Origin of the sequence: Nonomuraea sp. CA-141351, assembly GCF_050944675.1 — a bacterium.
GTDB lineage: Bacteria > Actinomycetota > Actinomycetes > Streptosporangiales > Streptosporangiaceae > Nonomuraea.
The window spans coordinates 2,013,714-2,035,759 of record NZ_CP191982.1 but is presented as its reverse complement, the minus strand read 5'-3'; the positions used below and the strand labels follow the sequence as shown (position 1 = coordinate 2,035,759).

The 22,046-nt window shown below is 69.8% G+C and carries 16 protein-coding genes; 9 read left to right on the top strand and 7 right to left on the bottom strand.

Annotated elements, in window-relative coordinates; genetic code table 11:
* Nucleotides 1-3: 3 nt before the first annotated feature.
* Nucleotides 4-729: a helical backbone metal receptor gene (locus ACQPWU_RS10120; RefSeq protein ID WP_433438575.1), complete on the bottom strand. Its 726-nt coding sequence runs from the start codon at nt 727-729 to the stop codon at nt 4-6.
* 101 nt (nt 730-830) lie between these two features.
* On the opposite strand from ACQPWU_RS10120, the gene ACQPWU_RS10115 reads away from it, so the two are divergent.
* Nucleotides 831-1,634 (top strand): SAM-dependent methyltransferase, encoded by an 804-nt coding sequence (locus ACQPWU_RS10115; protein ID WP_433438574.1) that lies wholly within the window; start codon nt 831-833, stop codon nt 1,632-1,634.
* Between the two features lie 4 nt (nt 1,635-1,638).
* Entirely contained in the window at nt 1,639-2,562 is a 924-nt protein-coding gene (locus ACQPWU_RS10110; RefSeq protein WP_433438573.1) for a TIGR03619 family F420-dependent LLM class oxidoreductase, read from the top strand.
* A gap of 6 nt (nt 2,563-2,568) precedes the next feature.
* On the opposite strand, the gene tpx is transcribed toward ACQPWU_RS10110, so the two are convergent.
* The 4 genes from tpx to icmF form a co-directional block, all read right to left on the bottom strand.
* Nucleotides 2,569-3,069: a thiol peroxidase gene (tpx, locus tag ACQPWU_RS10105; protein WP_433438572.1), complete on the bottom strand. Its 501-nt coding sequence runs from the start codon at nt 3,067-3,069 to the stop codon at nt 2,569-2,571.
* 361 nt (nt 3,070-3,430) lie between these two features.
* Nucleotides 3,431-4,405 carry a helix-turn-helix domain-containing protein gene (locus ACQPWU_RS10100; protein ID WP_433438571.1) on the bottom strand — a complete coding sequence of 325 codons (975 nt, stop codon included), beginning with the start codon at nt 4,403-4,405 and terminating at the stop codon, nt 3,431-3,433.
* A gap of 108 nt (nt 4,406-4,513) precedes the next feature.
* Nucleotides 4,514-8,026 (bottom strand): S8 family peptidase, encoded by a 3,513-nt coding sequence (locus tag ACQPWU_RS10095; RefSeq protein ID WP_433438570.1) that lies wholly within the window; start codon nt 8,024-8,026, stop codon nt 4,514-4,516.
* 105 nt (nt 8,027-8,131) lie between these two features.
* Nucleotides 8,132-11,323 carry a fused isobutyryl-CoA mutase/GTPase IcmF gene (gene icmF / locus ACQPWU_RS10090; protein ID WP_433438569.1) on the bottom strand — a complete coding sequence of 1,064 codons (3,192 nt, stop codon included), beginning with the start codon at nt 11,321-11,323 and terminating at the stop codon, nt 8,132-8,134.
* A 126-nt stretch (nt 11,324-11,449) separates the two neighbouring features.
* On the opposite strand from icmF, the gene ACQPWU_RS10085 reads away from it, so the two are divergent.
* Nucleotides 11,450-12,499, top strand: a complete 1,050-nt coding sequence (locus ACQPWU_RS10085; protein ID WP_433438568.1) for a glucose 1-dehydrogenase — start codon at nt 11,450-11,452, stop codon at nt 12,497-12,499.
* A gap of 38 nt (nt 12,500-12,537) precedes the next feature.
* On the opposite strand, the gene ACQPWU_RS10080 is transcribed toward ACQPWU_RS10085, so the two are convergent.
* On the bottom strand, nt 12,538-13,566 hold the full coding sequence (locus ACQPWU_RS10080; protein WP_433438567.1) for a CHAP domain-containing protein: 1,029 nt from the start codon (nt 13,564-13,566) through the stop codon (nt 12,538-12,540).
* A gap of 96 nt (nt 13,567-13,662) precedes the next feature.
* Complete coding sequence (locus ACQPWU_RS10075; protein WP_433438566.1) at nt 13,663-14,433, bottom strand: PP2C family protein-serine/threonine phosphatase; 771 nt, start codon at nt 14,431-14,433, stop codon at nt 13,663-13,665.
* Nucleotides 14,434-14,509: 76 nt separating this feature from the next.
* Between ACQPWU_RS10075 and ACQPWU_RS10070 the strand changes: the two genes are divergently transcribed.
* The 6 genes from ACQPWU_RS10070 to ACQPWU_RS10045 all read left to right on the top strand — a co-directional run bounded on the left by ACQPWU_RS10070 (nt 14,510) and on the right by ACQPWU_RS10045 (nt 22,016).
* Nucleotides 14,510-16,441, top strand: coding sequence for an HsdM family class I SAM-dependent methyltransferase (locus tag ACQPWU_RS10070; RefSeq protein ID WP_433438565.1), 1,932 nt, complete (start codon nt 14,510-14,512; stop codon nt 16,439-16,441).
* 137 nt (nt 16,442-16,578) lie between these two features.
* Complete coding sequence (locus ACQPWU_RS10065; RefSeq protein WP_433438564.1) at nt 16,579-17,469, top strand: serine/threonine-protein kinase; 891 nt, start codon at nt 16,579-16,581, stop codon at nt 17,467-17,469.
* Between the two features lie 125 nt (nt 17,470-17,594).
* Nucleotides 17,595-18,890 carry an ABC transporter substrate-binding protein gene (locus ACQPWU_RS10060; protein ID WP_433438563.1) on the top strand — a complete coding sequence of 432 codons (1,296 nt, stop codon included), beginning with the start codon at nt 17,595-17,597 and terminating at the stop codon, nt 18,888-18,890.
* Complete coding sequence (locus ACQPWU_RS10055; protein ID WP_433438562.1) at nt 18,887-19,849, top strand: carbohydrate ABC transporter permease; 963 nt, start codon at nt 18,887-18,889, stop codon at nt 19,847-19,849. Before ACQPWU_RS10060 ends, ACQPWU_RS10055 begins: the two co-directional genes overlap by 4 nt.
* On the top strand, nt 19,846-20,649 hold the full coding sequence (locus ACQPWU_RS10050; protein WP_433438561.1) for a carbohydrate ABC transporter permease: 804 nt from the start codon (nt 19,846-19,848) through the stop codon (nt 20,647-20,649). The genes ACQPWU_RS10055 and ACQPWU_RS10050 overlap by 4 nt, the downstream gene beginning before the upstream one ends.
* Entirely contained in the window at nt 20,646-22,016 is a 1,371-nt protein-coding gene (locus tag ACQPWU_RS10045; RefSeq protein WP_433438560.1) for a GH1 family beta-glucosidase, read from the top strand. Before ACQPWU_RS10050 ends, ACQPWU_RS10045 begins: the two co-directional genes overlap by 4 nt.
* Nucleotides 22,017-22,046: the final 30 nt, after the last annotated feature.

Below are 22,046 nucleotides of genomic sequence, written 5' to 3'. Positions count from 1 at the left end.
CGGTCAGCCGAGTGCGCGCCGCAGAGCTTCGGCCGCTTGCACGAGCGAGGGGCCGTACCAGGTGAGCAGCCGTCCGCTGACCAGCGCACAGCTGAGCCCGGGGAAGCTCTCCGGGCCGTCCGTGTCCGAGAACGCGTAGGGCTCGTCGGGCAGCACCACCAGGTCTGGCCGGCGCTCGACCAGCTCGGGCAGCGGGATCTTGGGGTAGCGCTCCTCATGGCCCGCGTAGAGGTTGTCCACGCCGAGGTGCCTGAGCACGTCGCCGGTGAACGTGTCGCGCCCCACCACCATCCACGGCCGCCGCCAGATCGGGACGACGGCCGTCCGCCTCGGCCCTTCCACGGGCGCCCGCCACGCCTCCTCCGCCGCCTCCAGCCACGCGGGGCGTCCGGTACGGCACGCCTCCCTGAACATGCGATCCAGCGAGGCGAAGGCCTCCTCGAGGGTCTCGATCCTCGTCACCCAGACCGCGATGCCCGATTCGCGCAGGGCCTCGATGTCGGGCGCGCGGTTCTCCTCGGCGTTGGCCAGGACCACGTCGGGCCTGAGCCGCCTGATCGCGTCGAGGTCCGGGTTCTTGGTGCCCCTCACCCTGGCCACATCGAGTTCGGCGGGGTGCGAGCACCAGTCGGTCGCCCCCACCAGCGCCTCCGGCACGGTCGCGGCCACCGACTCGGTCAGCGAGGGCACCAGGGACACGATCCGCCGCACGGTATCGGGAATCTTCACGGGCACACCGGTGTCGTCCACACCTAGATTCAACCGAATGTCGGTCTGTAACCGTAGAATCCAAGGCGAAGATCGTTAACTCTTGATCGGGGGAATGACGGTTGGAGAGAGAGTCACCAGCCTTCGATCCGCACACGCCCAACGTCGCCCGGCTCTACGACTACTTCCTCGGTGGCAAGGATCATTTCCCGGCCGATCGGGCGGCGGCGGCGAAGATCCTCGAGGTGGCTCCGGAGTTACGCGCGGCGGTCAGGGCCAACCGGGCGTTCATGAGGCGGGCGGTGCGCTTCCTCGCCGAGTCCGGCATCACTCAGTTCCTCGACGTCGGCACGGGGCTGCCGGGCCAGGACAACGTGCACGAGGTGGCCAGGGAGATCACCCCTGGGGCCAAGGTGGTCTACGTCGATCGTGATCCCGTGGTGCTGGTGCACGCCAGGGCGCTGCTGGCAGGCCAGGGCGGGACGACCGCGGTGAGCGGCGACCTCCGCAAGCCCGACGAGATCCTGAAAAATCCTGACGTGACGGAGGCCATCGACTTCAGCCGCCCCGTCGGCGTGCTGCTGACGGCGATCATGCATTACATCAGCGACTCCGACCGGCCGCATGAGATCGTCGCGAGCCTGCGCCACGCCATGGCCCCGGGCAGCTACCTCGTCATGTCCCACGCCACCAGCGACGCCCGCGCTGCGGCAGTGGACACGATCACCGAGGTCTACGAGAGCACCGACGCCCCGCTCACGCTCAGGAGCCGAGAGCGGATCGCGGAGTTGTTCGAGGGGTTCGAGCTGGTCGACCCGGGCCTCGTCTGGCTGCCGCAATGGCGTCCCGACCAGGCCGACACGATCGACTTCGCCGACGGCCCCGAGTCTTCACTGATCTTCGGCGGCGTCGGCAGAAGGGGCTGAGCTGATGGACATCGGGCTGGCCGTTCCCCAGTTCGGCAGGTTCGCCGCGCTGTCCAGCGTGTCGCGGGTGGCGCGGGAGTCCGACTCGATGGGGTTCGCCGGTCTGTGGGCGGGCGACCGGCTGATGACACCGCTGCGGCCGAAAGACCGCTATCCGGAGGGCGACATGCCGGAGGCGCACCGGGTGTTCCTGGATCCGTTCGCGGTGCTGTCGGTGGCCGCCTCGGCGACGTCCTCCGTACGGCTGGGCACGAGCGCGCTGAACGCCTGCTGGTATCCCCCCGTGGTCCTGGCCCGCTCGCTCACCACGATCGACCACCTCAGTGGCGGGCGACTCGTCGCCGGCCTCGGTCTGGGCTGGTCGTCCGACGAGTACGCCGCCGCGGGGGTGCCGTGGCAGGGGCGGGCGGCCCGCTACGACGCCACCCTGGACGCGCTGGAGGTGATCTGGGGCACCGACCCGGTGTCGTTCGAGCACGAGCTGTGGACGATCGCGCCCAGCCACATCGAGCCCAAGCCCGCCCGCCGGCCGCCGCTCTACCTGGCCGGGTTCGCCGAGCCCGCGCTGCGCCGCATCGGCCGCCGGGGCGACGGCTGGCTGACGGCGGCGCTCCCGATCCCCATGCTCACAGCGATGTGGCGGACGGTGTGCCGGAGCGCCGAGGAGGCCGGGCGCGATCCCGCCGCGCTACGCATGGTGCTGCGCGCCAACCCGGTCATCACCGATCAGGGCGCTCCGCCCAGGAGCGGCACGGTCGCCCAGATCTCCGCGTACCTCGCCACCGCGGCGGAGGCCGGGGTCCACGAGATCATCCTGGACCTCCAGCACACCGCCACGAGCGACGAGCATCTGCTGGACCTGGCCGGTGACTTCCAGGCTCGTCTGAGCAGCGGGGCGCGCGGCTTACTCGAGCGCGGTCTACTTTGACGCGGCTTACTTGAGCGCGGACAGCGCGGCCTCGTAGTCGGGCTCCTGCGTGATCTCCGGCACCAGCTCGGAGTAGACCACGTTGTTGTCGCCGTCGAGCACGACCACGGCACGCGCGGCCAGCCCGGCCAGCGGCCCCGACTCCTGCGCCACGCCGTAGTCGGCCAGGAACTCGCGGCCCCGCATGAGCGAGAGCATGGTCACGTTGTCGAGCCCCTCGGCGCCGCAGAACCGCTTCTGCGCGAAGGGCAGGTCGGCGGAGACGCAGAGCACGGCCACGTCGGGGTGGTCGGCGGCCACCTGGTTGAAGCGGCGCACGGAGGCGGCGCAGACACCGGTGTCGACGCTCGGGAAGATGTTGAGCACCTTGGTCTTCTGGCCGAAGTCCTCCAGCGACTGCTCGGCGAGGTCGCCGGCCACCAGCTTGAACGCGGGCGCGCTGTCGCCGGGCTTCGGGAAGGTGCCGCCTACGGCGATGGGGTTGCCCTTGAAAGTGACGTCGGACATGAAAGCCTCCTGGTTAGCGATGTTCCCGCCCTGTGATCCTATCCGCGCCGCCCGCTCGCCCCACTCCCCCGCCCGCGGGTCCCACCGGCACTTCCCACCCGCGTGCCCTCGTCCCCCCGGTTCCTGCGTTCCCCACGTTCCCATGCGCGCACGGTCGCACACCACCAGTACCGGCGCACCCAGGCACACCTTGGTGCGCCCAGTGCTCGAGCACGCCACTCGGCGCAAGGGGTACCCATGCGCGCGCGTTATGTGCGAGGCGCCGTCCAGCGTGGCGTGTGCCAGCGCGCGTCCTGGAAGCGGATGGTGCGTTGAGGGGACACGCGTGGGAAGCGGTGCCTGGAGGCGCGCCGTGCGCTGGTCAGGCCCAGTTGTTGCGGGCGGCGTGCCAGCCGAGCTGTGCGCGGGTGCGCACCCCCGCCAGGTCCATCAGCGCCCGCAGCCGCCGCTGGAGCGTGCGCAGCGACAGGTCGAGCTGCCCGGCCACCGCCTCGTCGGTCAGCCCCGACAGCAGCAGTCCGAGGATCTTCCTGTCCAGCTCCGTGACCGGGGACTCCGGCTGCTCGCCGATCGCCTCCGCGGCGTCCAGGCGCACGGGGTACGCCCGCCGCCACACCGCGTCGAACAAGGCTTCCACGGCGGCCAGCAGCCCGCTGCGGTGCAGGAGCACGGCGGCGGGCTCCCCGCCGGGCTCGGTGGTCAGCGGCACCAGGGCCAGTTCCCCGTCGGCCATCACCAGCTTGATGGGCAGCTTGTCCGCCACCCTGACCTGCACGCCCCTGCGGAGGGAGTCGATCGTCTCGGCCACCGCGCCGGGCCCGGCGAGCAGGTCGCGCTCCACCACCACGAGATACTCCACCCCGCGATCCACGGCCTGGTTCTCGGCGGTGTTGGAGCCCGGGGGCACCGCCACGAAGGGCGCCGTGGAGAACGAGCGCACCTGCTTCCTCGCCGCCGCCTGGATCTGCAGGAAACGCTGCCGTACCGCCTCCACGCCGGTCACCACCTCGATGAGGTCGCCGACGGCGCGGTCGGTCGCGGCCATCCTGTGCTGCTCGGCCAGCGCCACGATGGCCAGCTCCGCCGTGTGGAGCTCTTCCCTGCGCGCGGTGAGCAGGCCGCCGAGCGCGACCGAGGGCGGCGCGGCGACGTACCGGGCGGGCGGGCCCGATAAGCGCGAGACGAGGCCGCGGCCGGCCAGCGCGACGAGGTCCTCATCCACCGAGGCGGGTGGCCGGTCGAGAGCGGCGGCGAGGTCCGGCAGGGCGCGGGGGCCGTCGATGAGGAAGCGGTAGACGGCCTCCTCGCCCACGGTGAGACCCAGCGCCTCAAGCACGGTCTCCGTCTCCCTCTGCTCGCCCGGAACGCCGACCAGTATGGGAGAGAAGGCAGGGCCGAAGGCGACAAAGCCCCCTTCGGCCCCGAATCGTGACGGCACGGTTATTTAGCTCACAACCGCCCGGATGATCTCCTGGCTCACCGTGTTGCCCTTGGCGTCCGCGGCCGTGGCCTTCAGCGACAGCGAGCCGCCACGCACGACGGTGGTCCACCCGCCCTTGCGGTCCGGCACGAGCACGGCGGGCGTCCAGGACTTCCCGTCGTCGTAGGAGACCGACAGCGTGGCCCGCGTGGCCTTGCTCGCCCCGTCCAGCCACTCCTGCGTGGTCCCCGACAGACCGATCTTGACGATCGGCCCGGCCACCTTGACGTCGTAGTCGAGCTGCAGCATCGGGATGTCCGTACGGTACGTGTTGCCGGCCGGGGGCTTCGCCGACGTGAAGCCCCACTCGGTGTGGGTGCGCGTGGACGTGCGCCAGCGCTGGGCGTCCCTGTTCACGTCGAGCGTGACCCGGTAGGGGGACGCCTCGTCGGGCAGTCCGCCGTAGGCGGCCAGGGCACGCCCCTTGGACTGCTTGACCAGCTTGTCTCCCTGGTAGAGGGCGATCGACATGGTGCCGTACTCGTCACCGCCGCCACCGGAGTGCCCCGGCGTGCCGTCACTCAGCGGCGGGATGTTGACCTGAATGCCGCCGGTCTCCCGGAACGGCCCCCAGTACCCGGTGCCCAGCCGGGGCCGCACCACCGGCGCGAACCACTCGTGCGTGACGCGCTGTCCGGCCCGGTAGGTCTGGGGCGTCTGGCGCATCTCCCAGTCGTCGTCCCCGCCGATGGAGTGGTTCTCGTACCAGCTGTAGCCGCTGCCGGTCGTCACCCACTCGGTGCGCTCGGAGGGGAAGTACTCGCGCTCCCTGAACCCGATGGCCGGACCCCAGCCGTCCTGCAGGTTGTAGCGGAAGCCGCCGCCCTCCTGGCCGGTGGTGGCGCCGTGGTAGACGCCGTGCACCTCGGCCAGGTCACGCGGGCGGTAGGTCAGGTCGCGGTCGGGGACGCCGCCCTTGTGCAGGTCGACCAGGTCGTAGAGGTAGGAGGCGTAGCGCTTCTGCGTGACCACGACCGTCTTCGCGATGGCGCTGTCGCGTGGCACGAGCACGACCGGGATGGGCAGCGCGTCGCCGTACGACTCGTAGAGGCGTCCCGGCTCGTCGTTGACCACCACCAGCAGCTTCGCGCCCGCCGCGATGGCCTGCGCGGCCCGCTCCTGCGCGGGCACCTCGGCGCTGCGCGTCACGATGACGGCCTTGCCCTTGGCGTCGATGCCCGCGTAGTCCTGCGCCGCGCCCTTTCCGGCGGCGACCGTTCTGAGCTGGGTACGGCCGTCGGTGAGCGTGCTGCCGCCCTGCACGGTCGTGATCAGCGAGCCGACGGTCAGGCTGGGCTCCCCCATCCGCCACCGGGTGACGTAGTCGAACGAGCCCTTGGTCACCTTCTTGGTCGGGGAGACGTACACGCTGTCGTACCAGATGGGCATGAGATAGCCGAGCCTGATGGAGGCCTTGTCCGGGACCGTCCTGAGGAAGTCGAGCTGCATCTGGCGGCGTTCGCCGGGCTTGGGGGTGGTGGTGCTCACCTGCCTGGCCTTGCCCGCGTCGAGCACGATCTCCGTGTTCCGGTCGAGCGTGATCTCCGGGTTGGTGAGCAGCGCCATGCCGCGCGCGTCGGCCTGCTCGCCCGCCACCTCGAGCAGCGAGAACGCCGTGTAGGTGGAGGGCGGCAGGCGCAGCGTGCGCTCGCCGTCCACCGCGTACGGCATCATGCTGCCGTCGAAGCCGGCCAGCACGACCTGTCCCGAGGCGGGCTCGCCGTCCCTGCCGCGCAGCTTGAGCGTCAGGTCGTACAGCTCGCGCTCCTTGACCGCGCCGAACGCCGTGCGTACCACGGTCTCCCCCGAGGTGGCGGTCACCAGGCCGGATACCGTCGTGCCCGGGGTCAGCTTCGCCGGGTCGATGGTGAGCGTGGCCTCGGCGGCGCCGTGCGCGGGGACGGTGAGCTTCGCCGTGGACAGGGTGGCCGCGTCGGAGCCGTTGACGGCCAGGTCGAGCGCGATCTCGGCGTCGCCGTCGTTGCGGTAGGCGATGGTCCTCGCCGTCTTGGGGTCGTCGGCGGCGTGCGGCCAGTCGTAGAAGGCCGTGGGCAGCGAGCCCGTGGCGGTGACCGTCGTCTTGAGCGCCGCGGCGACGTCGAGCCGCCCGGTCCCCTGCTCGAACGGCGTGTACGGCAGCGCCTTGGCCGAGCCCATCAGAGCGTCCTTGACCTGCTGCCCCGTCCAGTCGGGGTGCCGCTGGACCAGGATGGCCGCCGCGCCCGCGACGTGCGGGGTGGCCATGGACGTGCCGTTCAGCTTCCAGTACGGCCCGCTCGCGTCGTCGTTGTACGACGAGTGCGCCGCGTTGATCCCCACCCCAGGTGCGGAGATGTCCGGCTTGAGCCCGTACGTCCTGTCGAGCGGCCCCATGCTGGAGAAGGCGGCCCGATTGTCGGCCTTGTCCACCGCGCCCACGGTGAGCGCCGAGGCGGCGGAGCCGGGTGCGCCGATCGTGCCCTCGCCGTAGCTGTTGCCCGCCGCGATCACGAACAGCGTGCCGTACTGCTTCGACAGGTTGTCCACCGCCTGGGCCATCGGGTCGGCGCCGCCGTCGGGCACGTTGCTGCCCAGGCTCATGCTGACGACCTTGGCCTTGGCCGCGGCCCACTCCATGCCCGCGATGATCCACGAGTCCTGGCCGAAGCCGTTGTCGGCGAGCACCTTGCCGATGAGCAGGTCCGCGCCGGGGGCGACGCCCTTGTTCGCGCCGTCCGAGGCGGCGCCGGAGCCCGCGACCGTGGAGGCCACGTGGGTGCCGTGGCCGTTGACGTCCTTGACCTCCTCGCCGGGCACGAAGCTCGTGGACTCGGCGATGTGGCCCTGGAGGTCGGGATGGGTGTCGTCGACGCCGGTGTCGAGGACGGCGACCTTGACGCCCTTGCCGTCGTACCCGGCGGCCCACGCCTGCGGGGCGCCGACCTGCGGCACGCTCTCCTTCAGCGAGACCCTGGCCTTGCCGTCGAGCCAGACCTTGGCGATGCCGCCCGACCTGGCCGCGGGGGCGGCGATGGTGTTCCAGAACGGGCGCGGATCCGCGCCCACCTGGAGCGCCGCGCCCTTGACGCTGGGCAGCGGCCTGACGACCTGGGCGCCGGTCAGCGAGCGCGGCGTCGGGCCCGCGTAGGTGACGATCACCGGGGGCGTGCCCCGGTAGCCCATCGCGGCCAGGTCGGTGATGTCGAACAGCCGCCGGTCCAGCCGATCCGCCGCGATCAGCGGCACGGCCTCGTCGGGTAACACGTAGATCTTCCCGTCGGCCTGCAGGACCTGGACGCCGCCCTGGGCGCCGTCCGGCCGGTCCACGGTGACGACCTTCTGATCGACATAGTGGACCCGGTCGCCGGTGATCAGGGTGATCTCCGTCTCTTGGGGTGCGGGCTCCCGCGAGTCCGCGTGCGCGCCCGTGGGTACGGTCAGCGCCGTCGCCGCGAGCGCGGCTGCGGTCAGCGCTCTGGCGGGGAAATTGAGGGGCATGAGGTGGATTTCACCCTTGCGGCCATGCCCCCGGGAAGGTCATCGGCGTGGCGAAAACCCGCCCTGGCGGAAGCCCGTCACCCTCGACGGGATGCCCGGTGCGGATCAGACGTTGCGGCGGTACTGCCCGCCCGCCTCGAACAGCGCCTCCGTGATCTGGCCGAGCGAGCAGTGGCGGGCCGCCTCCATCAGGACCTCGAACGCGTTCCCGTCCGACATCGCCACCTCGCGCAGCCGGGCGAGCTGGACGGGGCCCTCGGAGCGGTTGCGCTCGTGGAAGGCGCGCAGCCGGTCGAGCTGGGAGCCCTTCTCCTCCTCGGTGCCCCTGGCCAGCTCCAGCTTGTGCTTCGGCGGCTGCTCGTCCCCGTTGCGGAACGTGTTCACCCCGATGATGGGCAGCGAGCCGTCGTGCTTGCGCATCTCGTACAGCATGGACTCGTCCTGGATCTTGCCGCGCTGGTAGCCGGTCTCCATGGCTCCCAGCACGCCGCCCCGGTCGGACAGCCGCTCGAACTCACCGAGCACCGCCTCCTCCACCAGATCCGTCAGCTCCTCGATGATGAACGAGCCCTGCAGCGGGTTCTCGTTCTTCGCCAGGCCCCACTCGCGGTTGATGATGAGCTGGATCGCCATGGCCCTGCGCACCGAATCGGCCGACGGGGTGGTCACGGCTTCGTCGAAGGCGTTGGTGTGCAGGCTGTTGCAGTTGTCGTAGATGGCGATCAGGGCCTGGAGGGTGGTGCGGATGTCGTTGAAGTTCATCTCCTGGGCGTGCAGAGATCGGCCTGAGGTCTGGACGTGGTACTTCAGCTTCTGCGAGCGCTCGGCGGCGCCGTACCGCTCCCTCATGGCCACCGCCCAGATGCGGCGGGCCACGCGCCCGAGCACGCTGTACTCGGGGTCCATGCCGTTGGAGAAGAAGAACGACAGGTTCGGGGCGAAGTCGTCGATCTTCATGCCCCTGGCCAGGTAAGCCTCCACGTACGTGAAGCCGTTGGCCAGGGTGAAGGCGAGCTGGCTGATCGGGTTGGCCCCCGCCTCGGCGATGTGGTAGCCGGAGATCGAGACCGAGTAGAAGTTGCGCACGCCGTTCTTGATGAACCACTCCTGGATGTCGGCCATCATCCTGAGCGAGAACTCGGTGGAGAAGATGCAGGTGTTCTGGCCCTGGTCCTCCTTGAGGATGTCGGCCTGGACCGTGCCCCTGACCGTGGCCAGCGTCCTGGCGCGCAGTTCGGCGGCCTCCTCGGCCGAGGGCGCGTGCCCGTGCTCCGCCTGGAAGCGATCGAGGGCCTGGTCGACGGCGGTGTTGAGGTAGAAGGCCAGGATCGTGGGCGCGGGGCCGTTGATCGTCATGGACACGGACGTGTTGGGCGCCGACAGGTCGAACCCGTCGTAGAGCACCTTCATGTCGTCGAGCGTCGCGATGGAGACCCCTGAGGTGCCGACCTTTCCGTAGATGTCGGGCCGGAGGTCCGGGTCGTGGCCGTACAACGTCACCGAGTCGAACGCCGTGGACAGCCTGGTCGCGGGCTGGCCCTCGGACAGCAGCTTGAAGCGCCTGTTGGTGCGGAACGGGTCACCCTCCCCCGCGAACATCCTGGTCGGGTCCTCGTCGTCGCGCTTGAACGGGAACACCCCGGCGGTGAACGGGAACGTCCCCGGGAGGTTCTCACTGCGCAGGAACCTCAGCAGGTCGCCGTGGTCGCTGTAGCGGGGCAGGGCCACGCGCGGGATGCGGTTTCCCGAGAGGGTCTCGCGCCAGAGCGGGGTGTGGATCTCGCGGTCGCGGACCTTCACCACCAGCTCGTCGGCGGTGTAGCGCTCCTTGACGGCCGGCCAGGTGTCGAGCAGGGCCCGGCTCTCGTCGGTGAGCTCCCGGTCCGCCTGAGCCTGCAGTTCCTCGAGCCGCGCGTCGTCCAGGAGGGCGCGCACGGCGGCGAGCTGCTGGCGGCGGCGGGCGACCTCGGCCTGGGCGAGCGTCTCCGCGTGGTACGCGCGCACGGTCTCGGCGATGTCGGCCAGGTAGCGGACCCGGGCGGGCGGGACGATGGCGGCCGACGCCTGCGAGGTGCGCCCGGACACCTGGGGCAGCAGCCCGGGCCCCGAGTCGGCCAGCAGGAGAGGCTTGAGGTGCTGGTAGAGGGCGGTGACCCCGGCGTCGTTGTAGCGGGCGGCGATGGTGCCGAAGACCGGCATGTCCTCAGGCCTTGCGCTGAATGCCTCGCGGTTGCGTACGAGCTGGCGGCGCACGTCACGCAGGGCGTCCTCCGCGCCACGCCGCTCGTACTTGTTGATCACCACGGCCTCGGCGAAGTCCAGCATGTCGATCTTCTCGAGCTGTGAGGCCGCCCCGAACTCGGGCGTCATCACGTAAACAGGCACGTCCACGTGCGGCACGATCCCGGCGTCGCCCTGGCCGATGCCGGGCGTCTCCACGATCACCAGGTCGTAGCCCGCGGCACGGCAGGCGATGATCACCTCGTCGATGCAGGCCGGCACCTCGTTGGCCGCGCCCCTGGTGGCCAGGGAGCGGAAGTAGGTCTGGGGGCTCAGGCTGTTCATCCTGATGCGGTCGCCCAGCAGCGCGCCGCCGCCGCGCCTGCGGGTGGGATCGATGGCGACGACCGCGATGCGCAGCTTGTCGTCGTTGTCGACGCGGAACCTGCGTACGAGCTCGTCAGTCAGTGAGGACTTGCCCGAGCCGCCCGTGCCCGTGATGCCGAGCACGGGGGCGCGCTTCTCCGTACCGGCGGCTTTGAGGCCCTCGACCAGCTCAGCGGGGGCGCGGCCCGACTCGATGAGCGTGATCGCCCGGGACAGCGCCGCCTGGTCGCCCGAGACCACGGCCTCCACCGACGGCGGATCGCCCAGCTCGACGTCACAGTCCTCGATCAGTTTGTTGATCATGCCGGGGAGCCCGTACTTCTGGCCGTCCTCGGGCGAGAAGATGCGGGTGACGCCGCGCGAGTGCAGCAGCTCGATCTCCTCGGGGACGATCACGCCCCCGCCGCCGCCGTACACCTTGACGTGCCCTGCCCCGCGCTCGCGCAGCAACTCCACGAGGTAGGTGAAGAACTCCACGTGCCCGCCCTGATAGGAGCTGATCGCCACCCCCTGGACGTCCTCCTGGATGGCGGCGGTGACGATCTCGTCGACCGAGCGGTTGTGCCCGAGATGGATGACCTCGGCGCCCTGTGACTGGAGGATGCGCCGCATGATGTTGATCGCCGCGTCGTGGCCGTCGAACAGGGCCGCGGCGGTCACGAAGCGCACTGGGTGTTCCGGGACGTGCACGCCTATTCACTCCTTCGTGAGGGCTCTCCTTCGAAAGATACTAGGACGTCCTACTATTTCGATACTAGGACGTCCTACTATTTGCCGTTGCCGGCTGGGGTAGAAGGCTCCAGGGGGTGAGGCCGGATGCGTGCGCTGACATTCGCGCCGGGCAAGAAGGGGACGCTCGCCGTCGAGGAGGTGCCGGATCCCACGCCAGGCAAGGGCGAACTGCTCGTGCAGGGGCTGGCGCTGGGCGTCTGCGGGACCGACAGGGAGCTGACGACGGCCGAGTACGGCTGGCCGCCGCCAGGCAGGGAGCGGATGGTCATCGGGCACGAGTCTCTCGGCCGGGTGCTGGAGGTGCCCGAGGGGTCCGCGTACTCGCCGGGCGACCTGGTGGTGGGCGTGGTGCGAAGGCCTGACCCCGTGCCGTGCGGGGCGTGCGTACGGGGCGAGTTCGACATGTGCCGCAACGACCGCTACACCGAGCGGGGCATCAAGCAGCTCGACGGGTACGGCTCCGAGCGCTGGACGGTCGAGGCCGGTTACGCCGTGCGGCTGGATCGTGCACTGGAGAGCGTCGGCATGCTGGTCGAGCCCGCCTCGGTGGTCGCCAAGGCATGGGAGCAGATCGAGCGGATCGGGTCGCGAACCTGGTTCGAACCCCGGACGCTGCTGGTCACCGGAGCCGGCCCGGTCGGGCTGCTGGCGGCCCTGATGGGGCGTCAGCGAGGGCTGGAGGTGCACGTGCTCAACCGCGCTCCAGCCGGGCTCAAGTCGCGGCTGGTGGAGGAGCTTGGGGCGACCTACCATTCGGGTACGTCGCTGAAGGAGTTCGCCTCCGACAAGCCCGACATCATCATCGAGTGCACAGGGGCTGGGGCGCTCGTCATCGAAGCCATGATCAGCACGGCCGCCGCGGGCATCGTCTGCCTGGCCGGCCTCTCCCCCGGGGGGCGTACGCACCAGGTGGACGCGGGGGTGATCAACCGGGACATCGTGCTGGAGAACGACGTGGTCTTCGGCACCGTGAACGCGAACCTGCGGCACTACAGGGACGCCGCCGTCGCCCTGACCAAGGCCGACATCGGGTGGCTGGAGCAGCTCATCACGCGGCGGGTCCCGCTGTCACACGCCCTGGAGGCCTTCCAGCCGGGCGACGACGTCAAGGTGGTCATCGACCTCACGGGCTGACGGCCTTCGCGGCTTTTCGCGTGCTTGGGGGGCTCGCGTCAGCCGGGCTCGTAGGGCTTGCGTCTCGTGTGCGCGGGATGCCTGTTCGCCGCGCCCGCTGGGACGCGTGTCCTGGTGGGGCGGGCCGAGGGCGTCTGGGTGGGATGCGGCTTGGGTTCCGCGTTTTCGGGGGACGGCGCCTTGCCACGGTCGGGCACCCGTTCGCGAGCGGGCGCCTTCTCACGGGCCTGCCTACGGGCTGAGGCCTTCTGACGCGCCGGGGCCTTCGCTTGGGCTGAGGCAGGCTCGCGGGGCTGCCCCCGTTCTGCTGAGGCGGCTGTGCCGGAGGGTGCTTGGGGGTTGGTTGGTGCGTTCCAGGGCCAGAGAAGGCGGCGGTGGGTGCCGCGGCGGCGGCCGGAGACGCGGAGGGAGAGGAGGACGGTCATCAGCACCATCGCGGTCAACAGCGCGGGCGGCGTGCCTAAGACGTCCAAAGGGGACCCGTGTCCCGGCTGCGAGCGCGGCGCCTGCACGAAGGGCCGTTCGGTCGAGCGGATCTCGCCCAGCTTGTCGGCCCCGGCCTTGACCAGGCGCGGTATGCCGTACCCCACGACCTTGTCGGTCTCCCTGGTCTTGCGCTTGAGCCAGACCCCGTCCACATTCGCCTCGATGGTGTGGATCTTCGAGCCGCTGACACTCTCCACGACTCCCACGTGGTCGATGCCCTTGTAGTTCTTGCCGCCCCGCCAGTCGAAGAAGACCAGCGCTCCCGGTTCGGGCTTCTGGCTCCACGCCCCCTGCCTCATGAACCAGGCGGCATGGGAGGGCGTCCAGGCGAACTCGCCCACATATTGGCTCAGGCCGGCCTTGTCCGCGGCCCAGGCGATGAACATGTCGCACCACGGCGCGTCGCGGTACTGGGTGTCTTGGACGCGATCCGCGTACCACTGGCCGAACTTGGTGAACTGGCCGCTCTTCTCCTTGTAGCCGAGTTCCTGCCGCACCGTCTTCAGCAGCTCGTCCGCGATCGGGTCCAGGGTGACTCCTCGAGAAAACCGACAAATCACGATGGACTGTAGTAGCGCCATCGCGAAATTGCGCGGACCACCCGGAAAGTGTCGTGCTATGAGCCGAAATTTCGGCTTTGTGGCTGGTGAGACAGCTGAGACTGCCTACTATTTTCGCTAGGAGCCGGCGCCCACCCGGAAGACGGCCGCGTCACCCGCGCCCGGCGCGACGACGTCGGCCACGATCACGGTCACGTTGTCCGGCGAGCCACCCTCGTTGGCCAGATCGATCAACCGCTGGACGGCCGCGCCCGGGTCTGCCACCGTGGTCAGCACCTCGTGCAGCACCTCGGGACCGAGCACGGTCGTGAGTCCGTCGGAGCAGAGGAGGTAGCGGTCATCAGACTCGGCTTCGCGCAGCGCCATGTCAGGCTCGGCCCTGCCCTCGCTGCCCAGCACGCGCAGCACCATCGAACGCCGGGGGTGCACGGCGGCCTGATCCTCCGTTATCCGCCCTTCGTCCACCATCGACTGCACAAGTGTGTGATCCTTGGTCATCTGGTAGAGAGCGCCGTCGCGAAGCAGATATCCGCGGGAGTCACCGAGATGAGCCAGGGCGAACCGGTAGCCGTCCCACAGCATGGCGGTCACCGTGGTCCCCATCCCCCTGCGCGCGGGGTCGATGTCGGCCAGCTCGACCAGCCGGCGCGCCGCCTCGTGCACGGCGCCCTCCAGCGCCGCCTCGAGGTCCGCGCCAGTCTCGGGAAGCGTGGCATCCAGCTCTCGCATGACGGCGATCGCCGCCGAGCTCGCCAGCTCGCCCGCGGCGTGTCCACCCATCCCGTCAGCCACCACGAGCAACCGGCCACTCGCATAGCCGGAATCCTCGTTCTGCTCCCTGCGGCGGCCCACGTCTGATCCGGCGGCATAGCGGATGTTGTGCTTCATACCCTGCAGTAAATCATTGGTTGAAAGACTTCACAAGCAGATGCGCTGAAGACTCTTGTGAACTACTGTGGGCTCCATGAGCCACGACCCGACCGTCAACGCCGGTGACATCGCCCGGCTCGCCGGCGTCGGGCGTGCCGCGGTGAGCAACTGGCGCCGTCGCCACGACGACTTTCCTGATCCCATCGGCGGCACGGCCAACCAGCCGCTCTTCTCGCTGCGACAGGTCGAGTCCTGGCTGCGCCGCTATGGGAAGTCCTACCAGGTCTCCCTAGGAGATCGGGTGTGGCAACGCCTGAAAGCCGCGGGCGATTTGCGCCTGGGCGAGCTGGTGGCGCGGGCAGGCGCCCTGCTGACCAGCAGGGCGAACGCTCTGAGCAGCGGTCCGGCCGGCGCCGATCAGCGGGCGGGCGATGGAGTCGTCCCGGGCGTGGCGCGGGCCGGCGCCGAGGGCGAGCCGGGTGAAGGCGCGGAGGCGGCCGGGCAGGACCTCGAACCGGAGGGGCTGGAGCCGGAGCTGGCGGAGCTCGTGCTGGAGCTGGCCGAGCAGCATGGCGCGCTGACCGCGTACGAGTTCCTTTGTGAGCGCTATCTCGAGGCCCACTCCCGGCAACTCTCCGTGACCCGGGAGGACGTGGCCGGGCTCATGATCAGGCTCGTACGCCCGGGCGGCACCACGATCCTCGACCCGGCCTGCGGCGTCGGCACGCTGCTCCTCGCCCCCACTCAGACGCTCGCCCAGGCGGAGCCGGGCGGGTCAGGCGCGGTCAAGGTGCTCGGGCAGGAGCTCAGCGAGACCTCGGCGGCCATCACCGCCTCCAGGCTCCGGCTGCGCGGCATCGAGGCCGAGGTCGTGGCCGGCGACTCGATGCGCCACGACGCGTTCCCCGGCGAGAAGGCCGACGCCGTGGTGTGCGACCCGCCGTTCAACGAGCGGGCCTGGGGTTATGAGGAGCTGACCGGCGACCCGCGCTGGGAGTACGGCCTGCCGCCGCGCGGCGAGCCGGAGCTGGCCTGGGTCCAGCACTGCCTCACCCACGTCAAGCCGCGCGGCCTGGTCGCCATCCTCATGCCGCCGGCCGCCGCCAGCCGCAAGGCGGGCCGCCGCATCCGCGCCAACCTCCTGCGCGCGGGCGCCCTGCGTGCCGTCATCGCGCTGCCAGGGTCGGACCTGTGGCTGCTGCGCCGCCCGGCGGCAGGCGAGCGCCCCCCGTCCGACGTGCTCATCCTCGACGCCACGACCGACCTGGAGAGCGTCGAGCCGGCCTGGCTGGCTTACCTGGAGGACCGTTCCGACCAGACCGTCCGCATCATCGACCTGCTGGCCGACGAGGTCGACATGACGCCGGCCCGCCACCAGCGGCGCGACGACGTCGGCAAGGCGTACGCCGAGGCCCGCGACCGCTTCCTGGCCGCCGCCGCGGCGCCGCCCGACCTGAAGATCCTTGAGCAGCCGCTCGACCAGCCCGCCACCACGCTGGGCGACCTCATCAAGGAGGGCCTGGTGACCACGTCGCAGGCCCCGCCCAAGATGGCCGCGGACGGCGGCGACGTGCCGGTGCTCACCTCCGACGACGTGCTCAACGGCACCCCGCCGTCCGGCTTCACCACCATGCAGCAGGGCCTGATCGCGATCCGCCCGGGTGACGTGGTGGCTTCCTACTCCAGCGTGCGGGTGATGGCCGACGGAGGCGCGATGCTCGGCCCTCATCTGACCCTCTACCGGGTGGACGCGCGCAGGCTGGACCCCGACTTTCTGGCCGGCTTCCTGCGGGCCGCGGGCGGCCGGGTGACCACCGGCTCCAGCAGGTTCGACGTGCGCCGCACCCGGCTGCCGCGTCTGTCGCTGAAGGAGCAGAAGGCGTACGGCGAGGCCTTCCGGCAGCTCGCCGTGCTGGAGGACGCCATCCGCGAGACCTCGACGCTGGGGCAGACGCTGATCAGGCTGGGCCTCGACGGGCTCGCCGACGGCCACCTGCACCCGCCTGCTCATGGCCTCACTCCATGAGGCGGCTCGGTCGCCGGGGAGCCGCCGCCTTCCCTCGTCGCTCCGGTCGCTACGCTCCCGACGCTCCTCAGTCCAGGCGACGGCGCTCTCTCGCCTGACGGTGTAGTTTTTTCCCGAAGGCTGCTGGGAGGGGCGGAATGGTCATCGGTGACCGCTATGAGCTCGACGACCTCCCTCTCGGGCAAGGCGGCATGGGCGCCGTCTACGCGGGCCATGACCGCCACCTCGACCGCCGGGTCGCGGTGAAGCTGCTCAGGCTGCCCAGCGGGCCGGATCACGAGCTGGAGCGCAGGTTCATCCGCGAGGCCCGCATCCTGGCCAGGCTGGAGCATCCGGGCGCCCCGGTCCTCTACGACTTCGGCACGCACGAGCAGCGGCTCTACCAGGTGATGCAGTTCATCGAGGGCGTCACGGTGGCCGACGTGGTCAGCGAGCACGGCCCGCTGCCCGTGTCGTGGGCCGCCGCGATCGCCGCCCAGGCGTGCGCCGTGCTGTCGGCGGCCCACGCACTGGCCATCTGCCACCGCGACCTCAAGCCCACCAACCTCATGCTCTGCCCGGACGGCAGCGTGAAGGTGCTCGACTTCGGGCTGGCCATGCTCCGTGACGCGGACGTCACCACGTTCACGAGGATCGGGCAGATCCTGGGCACTCCGGCGTACATGGCTCCGGAGCAGATCCAGCACGGCGTCGCGGAGCCGCGCAGCGACCTGTACTCGCTGGGCTGCGTCCTGCACGAGATGCTGACCGGCCGCCAGCTCTTCACCGGCCCCACCGACTACGTGGTCTTCGAGCAGCAGGTCAAGGAGCGCCCGCCGGCCATCCCGGGGCTGCCGCGCGAGCTGGACGTGCTGCTGTCGCAGCTGCTGGAGAAGCGGCCGGAAGACCGGCCCGCCGACGCGAACGAGCTGTACGAACGGCTCGACCCGTTCGCAGTGGAGCTGCCCGTGCTGCCCGGCTTCCTCACGAAGGCCCCGAGCCCCGGCCGCATGTACGCCCGCATGGCGGGCCGCGCGCTCAACGCCTGAACACGCTCTCTCGGGTCTCCGGATCGTTATTTAGCCACCGTTGACAGGCTGGCGTGATGGCCGCGACTCTCTGAGAGAGCGCTCTCTCAACCATCCCCCTAGCCCTGATCCAGGAGGGTTTTGCGATGATCCCTCGCATCCGGCGGCTCGGCCTGCCCTTGATCACCGCGTCCGTGCTGGCCCTCGCCACGGCGTGCGGCGGTGGCGGCGGGAGCACCGCGACAGAGGCCGGCCCGAAGCCGGGAGAGAAGATCAAGCTCACCGTCGACCTCTTCGGCGATTTCGGCTTCAAGCCGCTCTACGAGGAGTACAAGAAGACCCACCCCCAAATCGAGGTCGTCGAGAACGTCACGCAGTTCAACGACCACCACAGCAATCTGGTCAAGCGGCTGGCCACGAACGCCGGCGCGGGGGACATCGCCGCGGTCGAGGTCGGCTACATCAGCACGTTCACCGCGCAGCCCGGCAAGTTCGTGGACCTCAAGCAGTACGGGCTGGACAAGCGGCAGTCCGACTACCTCGACTGGAAGTGGCAGCAGGGCCTGAGCAAGGACGGCACGCAACTACTCGGGCTCGGCACCGACGTGGGCGGGCTGGCCATGTGCTACCGCAAGGACCTGTTCAAGAAGGCCGGGCTGCCGACTGACAGAACCGAGGTGGCGGCCCTCTGGCCGACCTGGGAGCAGTACATCGCGACCGGCAAGAAGTTCGCCGCGGCGAACGTGGCGGGGGCCAAGTTCGTGGACTCCCCCGGTGAGATCTTCCGCGCCATGGTCAACCAGGCGCCCGTCGGCCTGTACGACGCCCAGGACAACATCATCGTGGACTCGAACCCGGCCGTGAAGCAGGCCTGGGACCTGTCCAACCAGCTCACGCAGGACGGCCTGACCGCCAAGCTGGCGGCCTTCTCGCCGCCGTGGAACACCGGCTTCGCCAAGGGCTCGTTCGCCACGATCATCTGCCCGGCCTGGATGACCGGCTTCATCCAGGAGCAGGCCAAGAACGCGGCCGGCAAGTGGGACATCGCGACCGTGCCCGGCGGCTCGGGCAACAGCGGCGGCTCACACCTGATGGTGCCCAAGCAGAGCAAGCACCCGAAGGAGGCGGCCGAGCTGATCGACTTCCTGACCTCGAAGGACAACCAGGCCAAGGTGTTCAAGGAGGAGGGAACGTTCCCGTCGATCCCGGCCCTGTACGACGACCCGTCGATCCAGAACTTCACCAAGCCGTTCTTCGGCGACGCCCCCATCGGCAAGATCTACTCCGACGCCGCCAAGGCGCTCAAGCCGCAGCACCTCGGCCCCAAGGAGGCCGACGTCCGGACCGCCGTCGGCAACGGGCTCGGCCGCGTCGAACAGGGCAAGCAGACGCCTGACGAGGCGTGGGCCCAGGTGCTCGAGGACGTCAAGAAGATCAAATGAGCACCCTTCCCCTCGCGGTCTCGCGGCGGCGTAGGCGCGGTGTGCGGCACACCCTCGACATGAGGGTGTCGCCGTACGCCTACGTGGCCCCGTTCTTCCTGCTCTTCTGCGCCTTCGGGCTGTTCCCGCTCATCTACACGGCCTGGGTGAGCCTGCACGAGTGGACGCTGCTGTCCGAGACCCAGACGTTCATCGGCCTGGACAACTACACGACACTGCTCGGCGACGGGTACTTCTGGAACGCCACCTTCAACACCCTGTCCATCGGCGTGCTCTCCACCGTGCCGCAGCTCCTGCTGGCCATCTGGCTGGCGCACCTGCTCAACCGGCGGCTGCGCTTCCAGACGCTGTTCAGGATCGCGCTGCTGCTGCCGAACGTCACGAGCGTGGTGGCGGTCGTGGTCATCTTCAGCCAGCTCTTCGGCCGGGACTTCGGCCTGATCAACTGGGTTCTCTCGTGGTTCGGCGCAGGCGACATCGACTGGGCCGCGGGCACCGCGACCTCGCACATCGCCCTGTCCGTGATGATCATGTGGCGCTGGACCGGCTACAACGCGCTGATCTTCCTGGCCGCCATGCAGGCCGTGCCGCGCGAGCTGTACGAGGCCGCCACCATCGACGGCGCGAGCGGCTTCAGGCAGCTCCGCAAGATCACGATCCCGATGATCCGGCCCACGATCATCTTCGTGGTCATCGTCTCGACGATCGGCGCCATGCAGATCATCGCCGAGCCCCTGCTGTTCGGGCAGAGCAGCGGCGGCGGGGGCGGCATCGCCACCGGCGGGCCAGACCGGCAGTTCCAGACCCTGGCGCTGTTCGTCTACGAGCAGGGCTTCGCGAACTCGACGTTCGACTTCGGCTACGCCTCGGCGGCGTCCTGGCTGATGTTCCTGGCCGTGGTGATCGTCGCGGGGATCAACTTCCTGATCAGCCGCAGGGTGAAGGGCGGGCTGGTATGAGGCTGCGTTACCTGACCCTGATCGCGGTGGCCTTCTTCTCGGCGTTCCCGCTCTACTACAGCGTCGTGGTGGCCTCCAGGCACAACTCGGCGCTGGCCGAGGTGCCACCGCCGCTGATCCCCGGCGGGAACTTCTTCGCCAACGTCTCCCGGGTCTTCGACACCGTCCCCTTCGGGCTCGCGCTGGTCAACTCCGTCATCGTGGCCGGATCCATCTCCATCGCGGTGATGTTCTTCTCGACGCTGGCCGGGTTCGCCTTCGCCAAGCTGAAGTTCAGGGGCAGGAACATCATGCTCGTGATCACCGTGGCCACCATGATGGTCCCGGCGCAGCTCGGCATCATCCCGCTCTACATGCTCATGGTGAAGCTGGAGTGGACCGGCACCACCTACGCGCTGATCGTGCCCGCGCTGGTCAACGCGTTCGGCGTGTTCTTCATGACCCAGTACCTGACGCGCGCCCTGCCCACGGAGCTGCTGGAGGCGGGCCGGGTGGACGGGTGCTCGACGTGGGGGCTGTTCTGGCACGTCGTGCTGCCCGCCGCCCGCCCGGCGGCGGCGGTGCTCGGCATGCTGACGTTCATGTCGGCATGGAACGACTACTTCTGGCCGCTGGTCGTGCTGAACCCCGACAACCCGACGGTCCAGGTGGCCCTCTCGACGCTGGCCAGCGGGTACGTCAACGACTACGTGCTGGGGCTCGCGGGCACGGCGATCGGCACCCTGCCGCTCGTGGCCGTCTTCGCACTGTTCGGCAGGCAGATCATCGGCGGAATCATGCAAGGAGCTGTTAAAGGATGATCTTTCCCGAGGACTTCGTCTGGGGCGCCGCGACGGCCTCCTATCAGATCGAGGGGGCGGTCAAGGAGGACGGGCGAGGCCAGTCGATCTGGGACACCTTCTCCCACACCCCCGGGAACGTGGCGAACGGCGACACCGGAGACGTGGCCTGCGACCACTACCACCGCTACCGCGCCGACGTCGGGCTGATGCGCGAGCTGCGGCTGGCGGCCTACCGCTTCTCGGTCGCGTGGCCACGCATCCAGCCGGACGGCGCGGGCTCGATCAACCCACGCGGGCTGGCGTTCTACGACAAGCTCGTCGATGAGCTGCTCGCCGCCGAAATTTCGCCATTTATCACGCTCTATCACTGGGATCTTCCTCAAGCACTCGAAGACCGTGGTGGTTGGACAAATCGAGATACGGCGTACCGGTTCGCCGACTACGCCCAGGTCGTCCACGACAAGCTCGGGGACCGGGTGGGCAACTGGGCCACGTTGAACGAGCCGTGGGTGGCGGCCTTCCTCGGCTACGGCAACGGCGTGCACGCGCCGGGCCGCCGCGCCCCGGCCGACGCCCTGCGCTCGGCGCACCACCTGCTGCTCGGCCACGGGCTGGCCGCGCGCCGGCTGCGCTCGTCCGGCGCACGGAGCATCATGCTGGTGGTCAACTCCTCTCCGGTGCTCACCCCCGCCCAGGTCAACGACCCCTCGGCGGTGCCCGGCGAGGCGGACGCGGCCGTCGCGGACCGCATCCACGCGCTGCTGACCAGGCAGTTCCTCGATCCGGCCATGCTCGGGACGTACCCGGACGAGGTTCTCGATGCGGCGGCGCGCAACGGCGGTACGGACCACATCCAGGACGGCGACCTCACGCTGATCAACGCGCCGATCGACCTGGTGGGCGTGAACTACTACAACCCGTGCGTGGTGGAGGCGGGTCCCGGGCTGCCCGCCGACGCCGCGTGGCCGGGCTCGGAGGGCGTCAGGTTCGCCACGGCGGACGCGCCGACGACCGCGATGGGCTGGCCGATCGTGCCGGACGGCCTGTCCAGGCTCCTCGTACGGCTGTCGCGGGACTATCCGCAGGTCGGCCTCATGGTCACGGAGAACGGCGCGGCCTTCGAGGACGTCGTGGAGAACGGGCGCGTACACGATGCCGAGCGGGTCGCGTACCTCGACGGCCACCTGCGCGAGGTCCACCGGGCCATCGAGGCGGGCGCGGACCTGCGCGGATATCTGGTCTGGTCGCTGCTCGACAACTTCGAGTGGGCCGAGGGCTACCGGCGCAGGTTCGGCATCGTCCATGTCGACTACGCGACACAAACCAGGGTGCTCAAAGACAGTGCTCTCTGGTACAGAGACGTCATCGGCAGGAACGCCCTGTAGATTTTTTCCGTGCTCTCACACTTGGTGCTG

Coding starts and splice junctions, on each gene's coding strand:
- ACQPWU_RS10110 (WP_433438573.1), top strand. CDS start 1,639: ATGGACATCGGGCTGGCCGTTCCCCAGTTCGGCAGGTTCGCCGCGCTG.
- tpx (WP_433438572.1), bottom strand. CDS start 3,069: ATGTCCGACGTCACTTTCAAGGGCAACCCCATCGCCGTAGGCGGCACC.
- ACQPWU_RS10095 (WP_433438570.1), bottom strand. CDS start 8,026: ATGCCCCTCAATTTCCCCGCCAGAGCGCTGACCGCAGCCGCGCTCGCG.
- ACQPWU_RS10085 (WP_433438568.1), top strand. CDS start 11,450: ATGCGTGCGCTGACATTCGCGCCGGGCAAGAAGGGGACGCTCGCCGTC.
- ACQPWU_RS10080 (WP_433438567.1), bottom strand. CDS start 13,566: ATGGCGCTACTACAGTCCATCGTGATTTGTCGGTTTTCTCGAGGAGTC.
- ACQPWU_RS10075 (WP_433438566.1), bottom strand. CDS start 14,433: ATGAAGCACAACATCCGCTATGCCGCCGGATCAGACGTGGGCCGCCGC.
- ACQPWU_RS10070 (WP_433438565.1), top strand. CDS start 14,510: ATGAGCCACGACCCGACCGTCAACGCCGGTGACATCGCCCGGCTCGCC.
- ACQPWU_RS10065 (WP_433438564.1), top strand. CDS start 16,579: ATGGTCATCGGTGACCGCTATGAGCTCGACGACCTCCCTCTCGGGCAA.
- ACQPWU_RS10060 (WP_433438563.1), top strand. CDS start 17,595: ATGATCCCTCGCATCCGGCGGCTCGGCCTGCCCTTGATCACCGCGTCC.
- ACQPWU_RS10055 (WP_433438562.1), top strand. CDS start 18,887: ATGAGCACCCTTCCCCTCGCGGTCTCGCGGCGGCGTAGGCGCGGTGTG.
- ACQPWU_RS10050 (WP_433438561.1), top strand. CDS start 19,846: ATGAGGCTGCGTTACCTGACCCTGATCGCGGTGGCCTTCTTCTCGGCG.
- ACQPWU_RS10045 (WP_433438560.1), top strand. CDS start 20,646: ATGATCTTTCCCGAGGACTTCGTCTGGGGCGCCGCGACGGCCTCCTAT.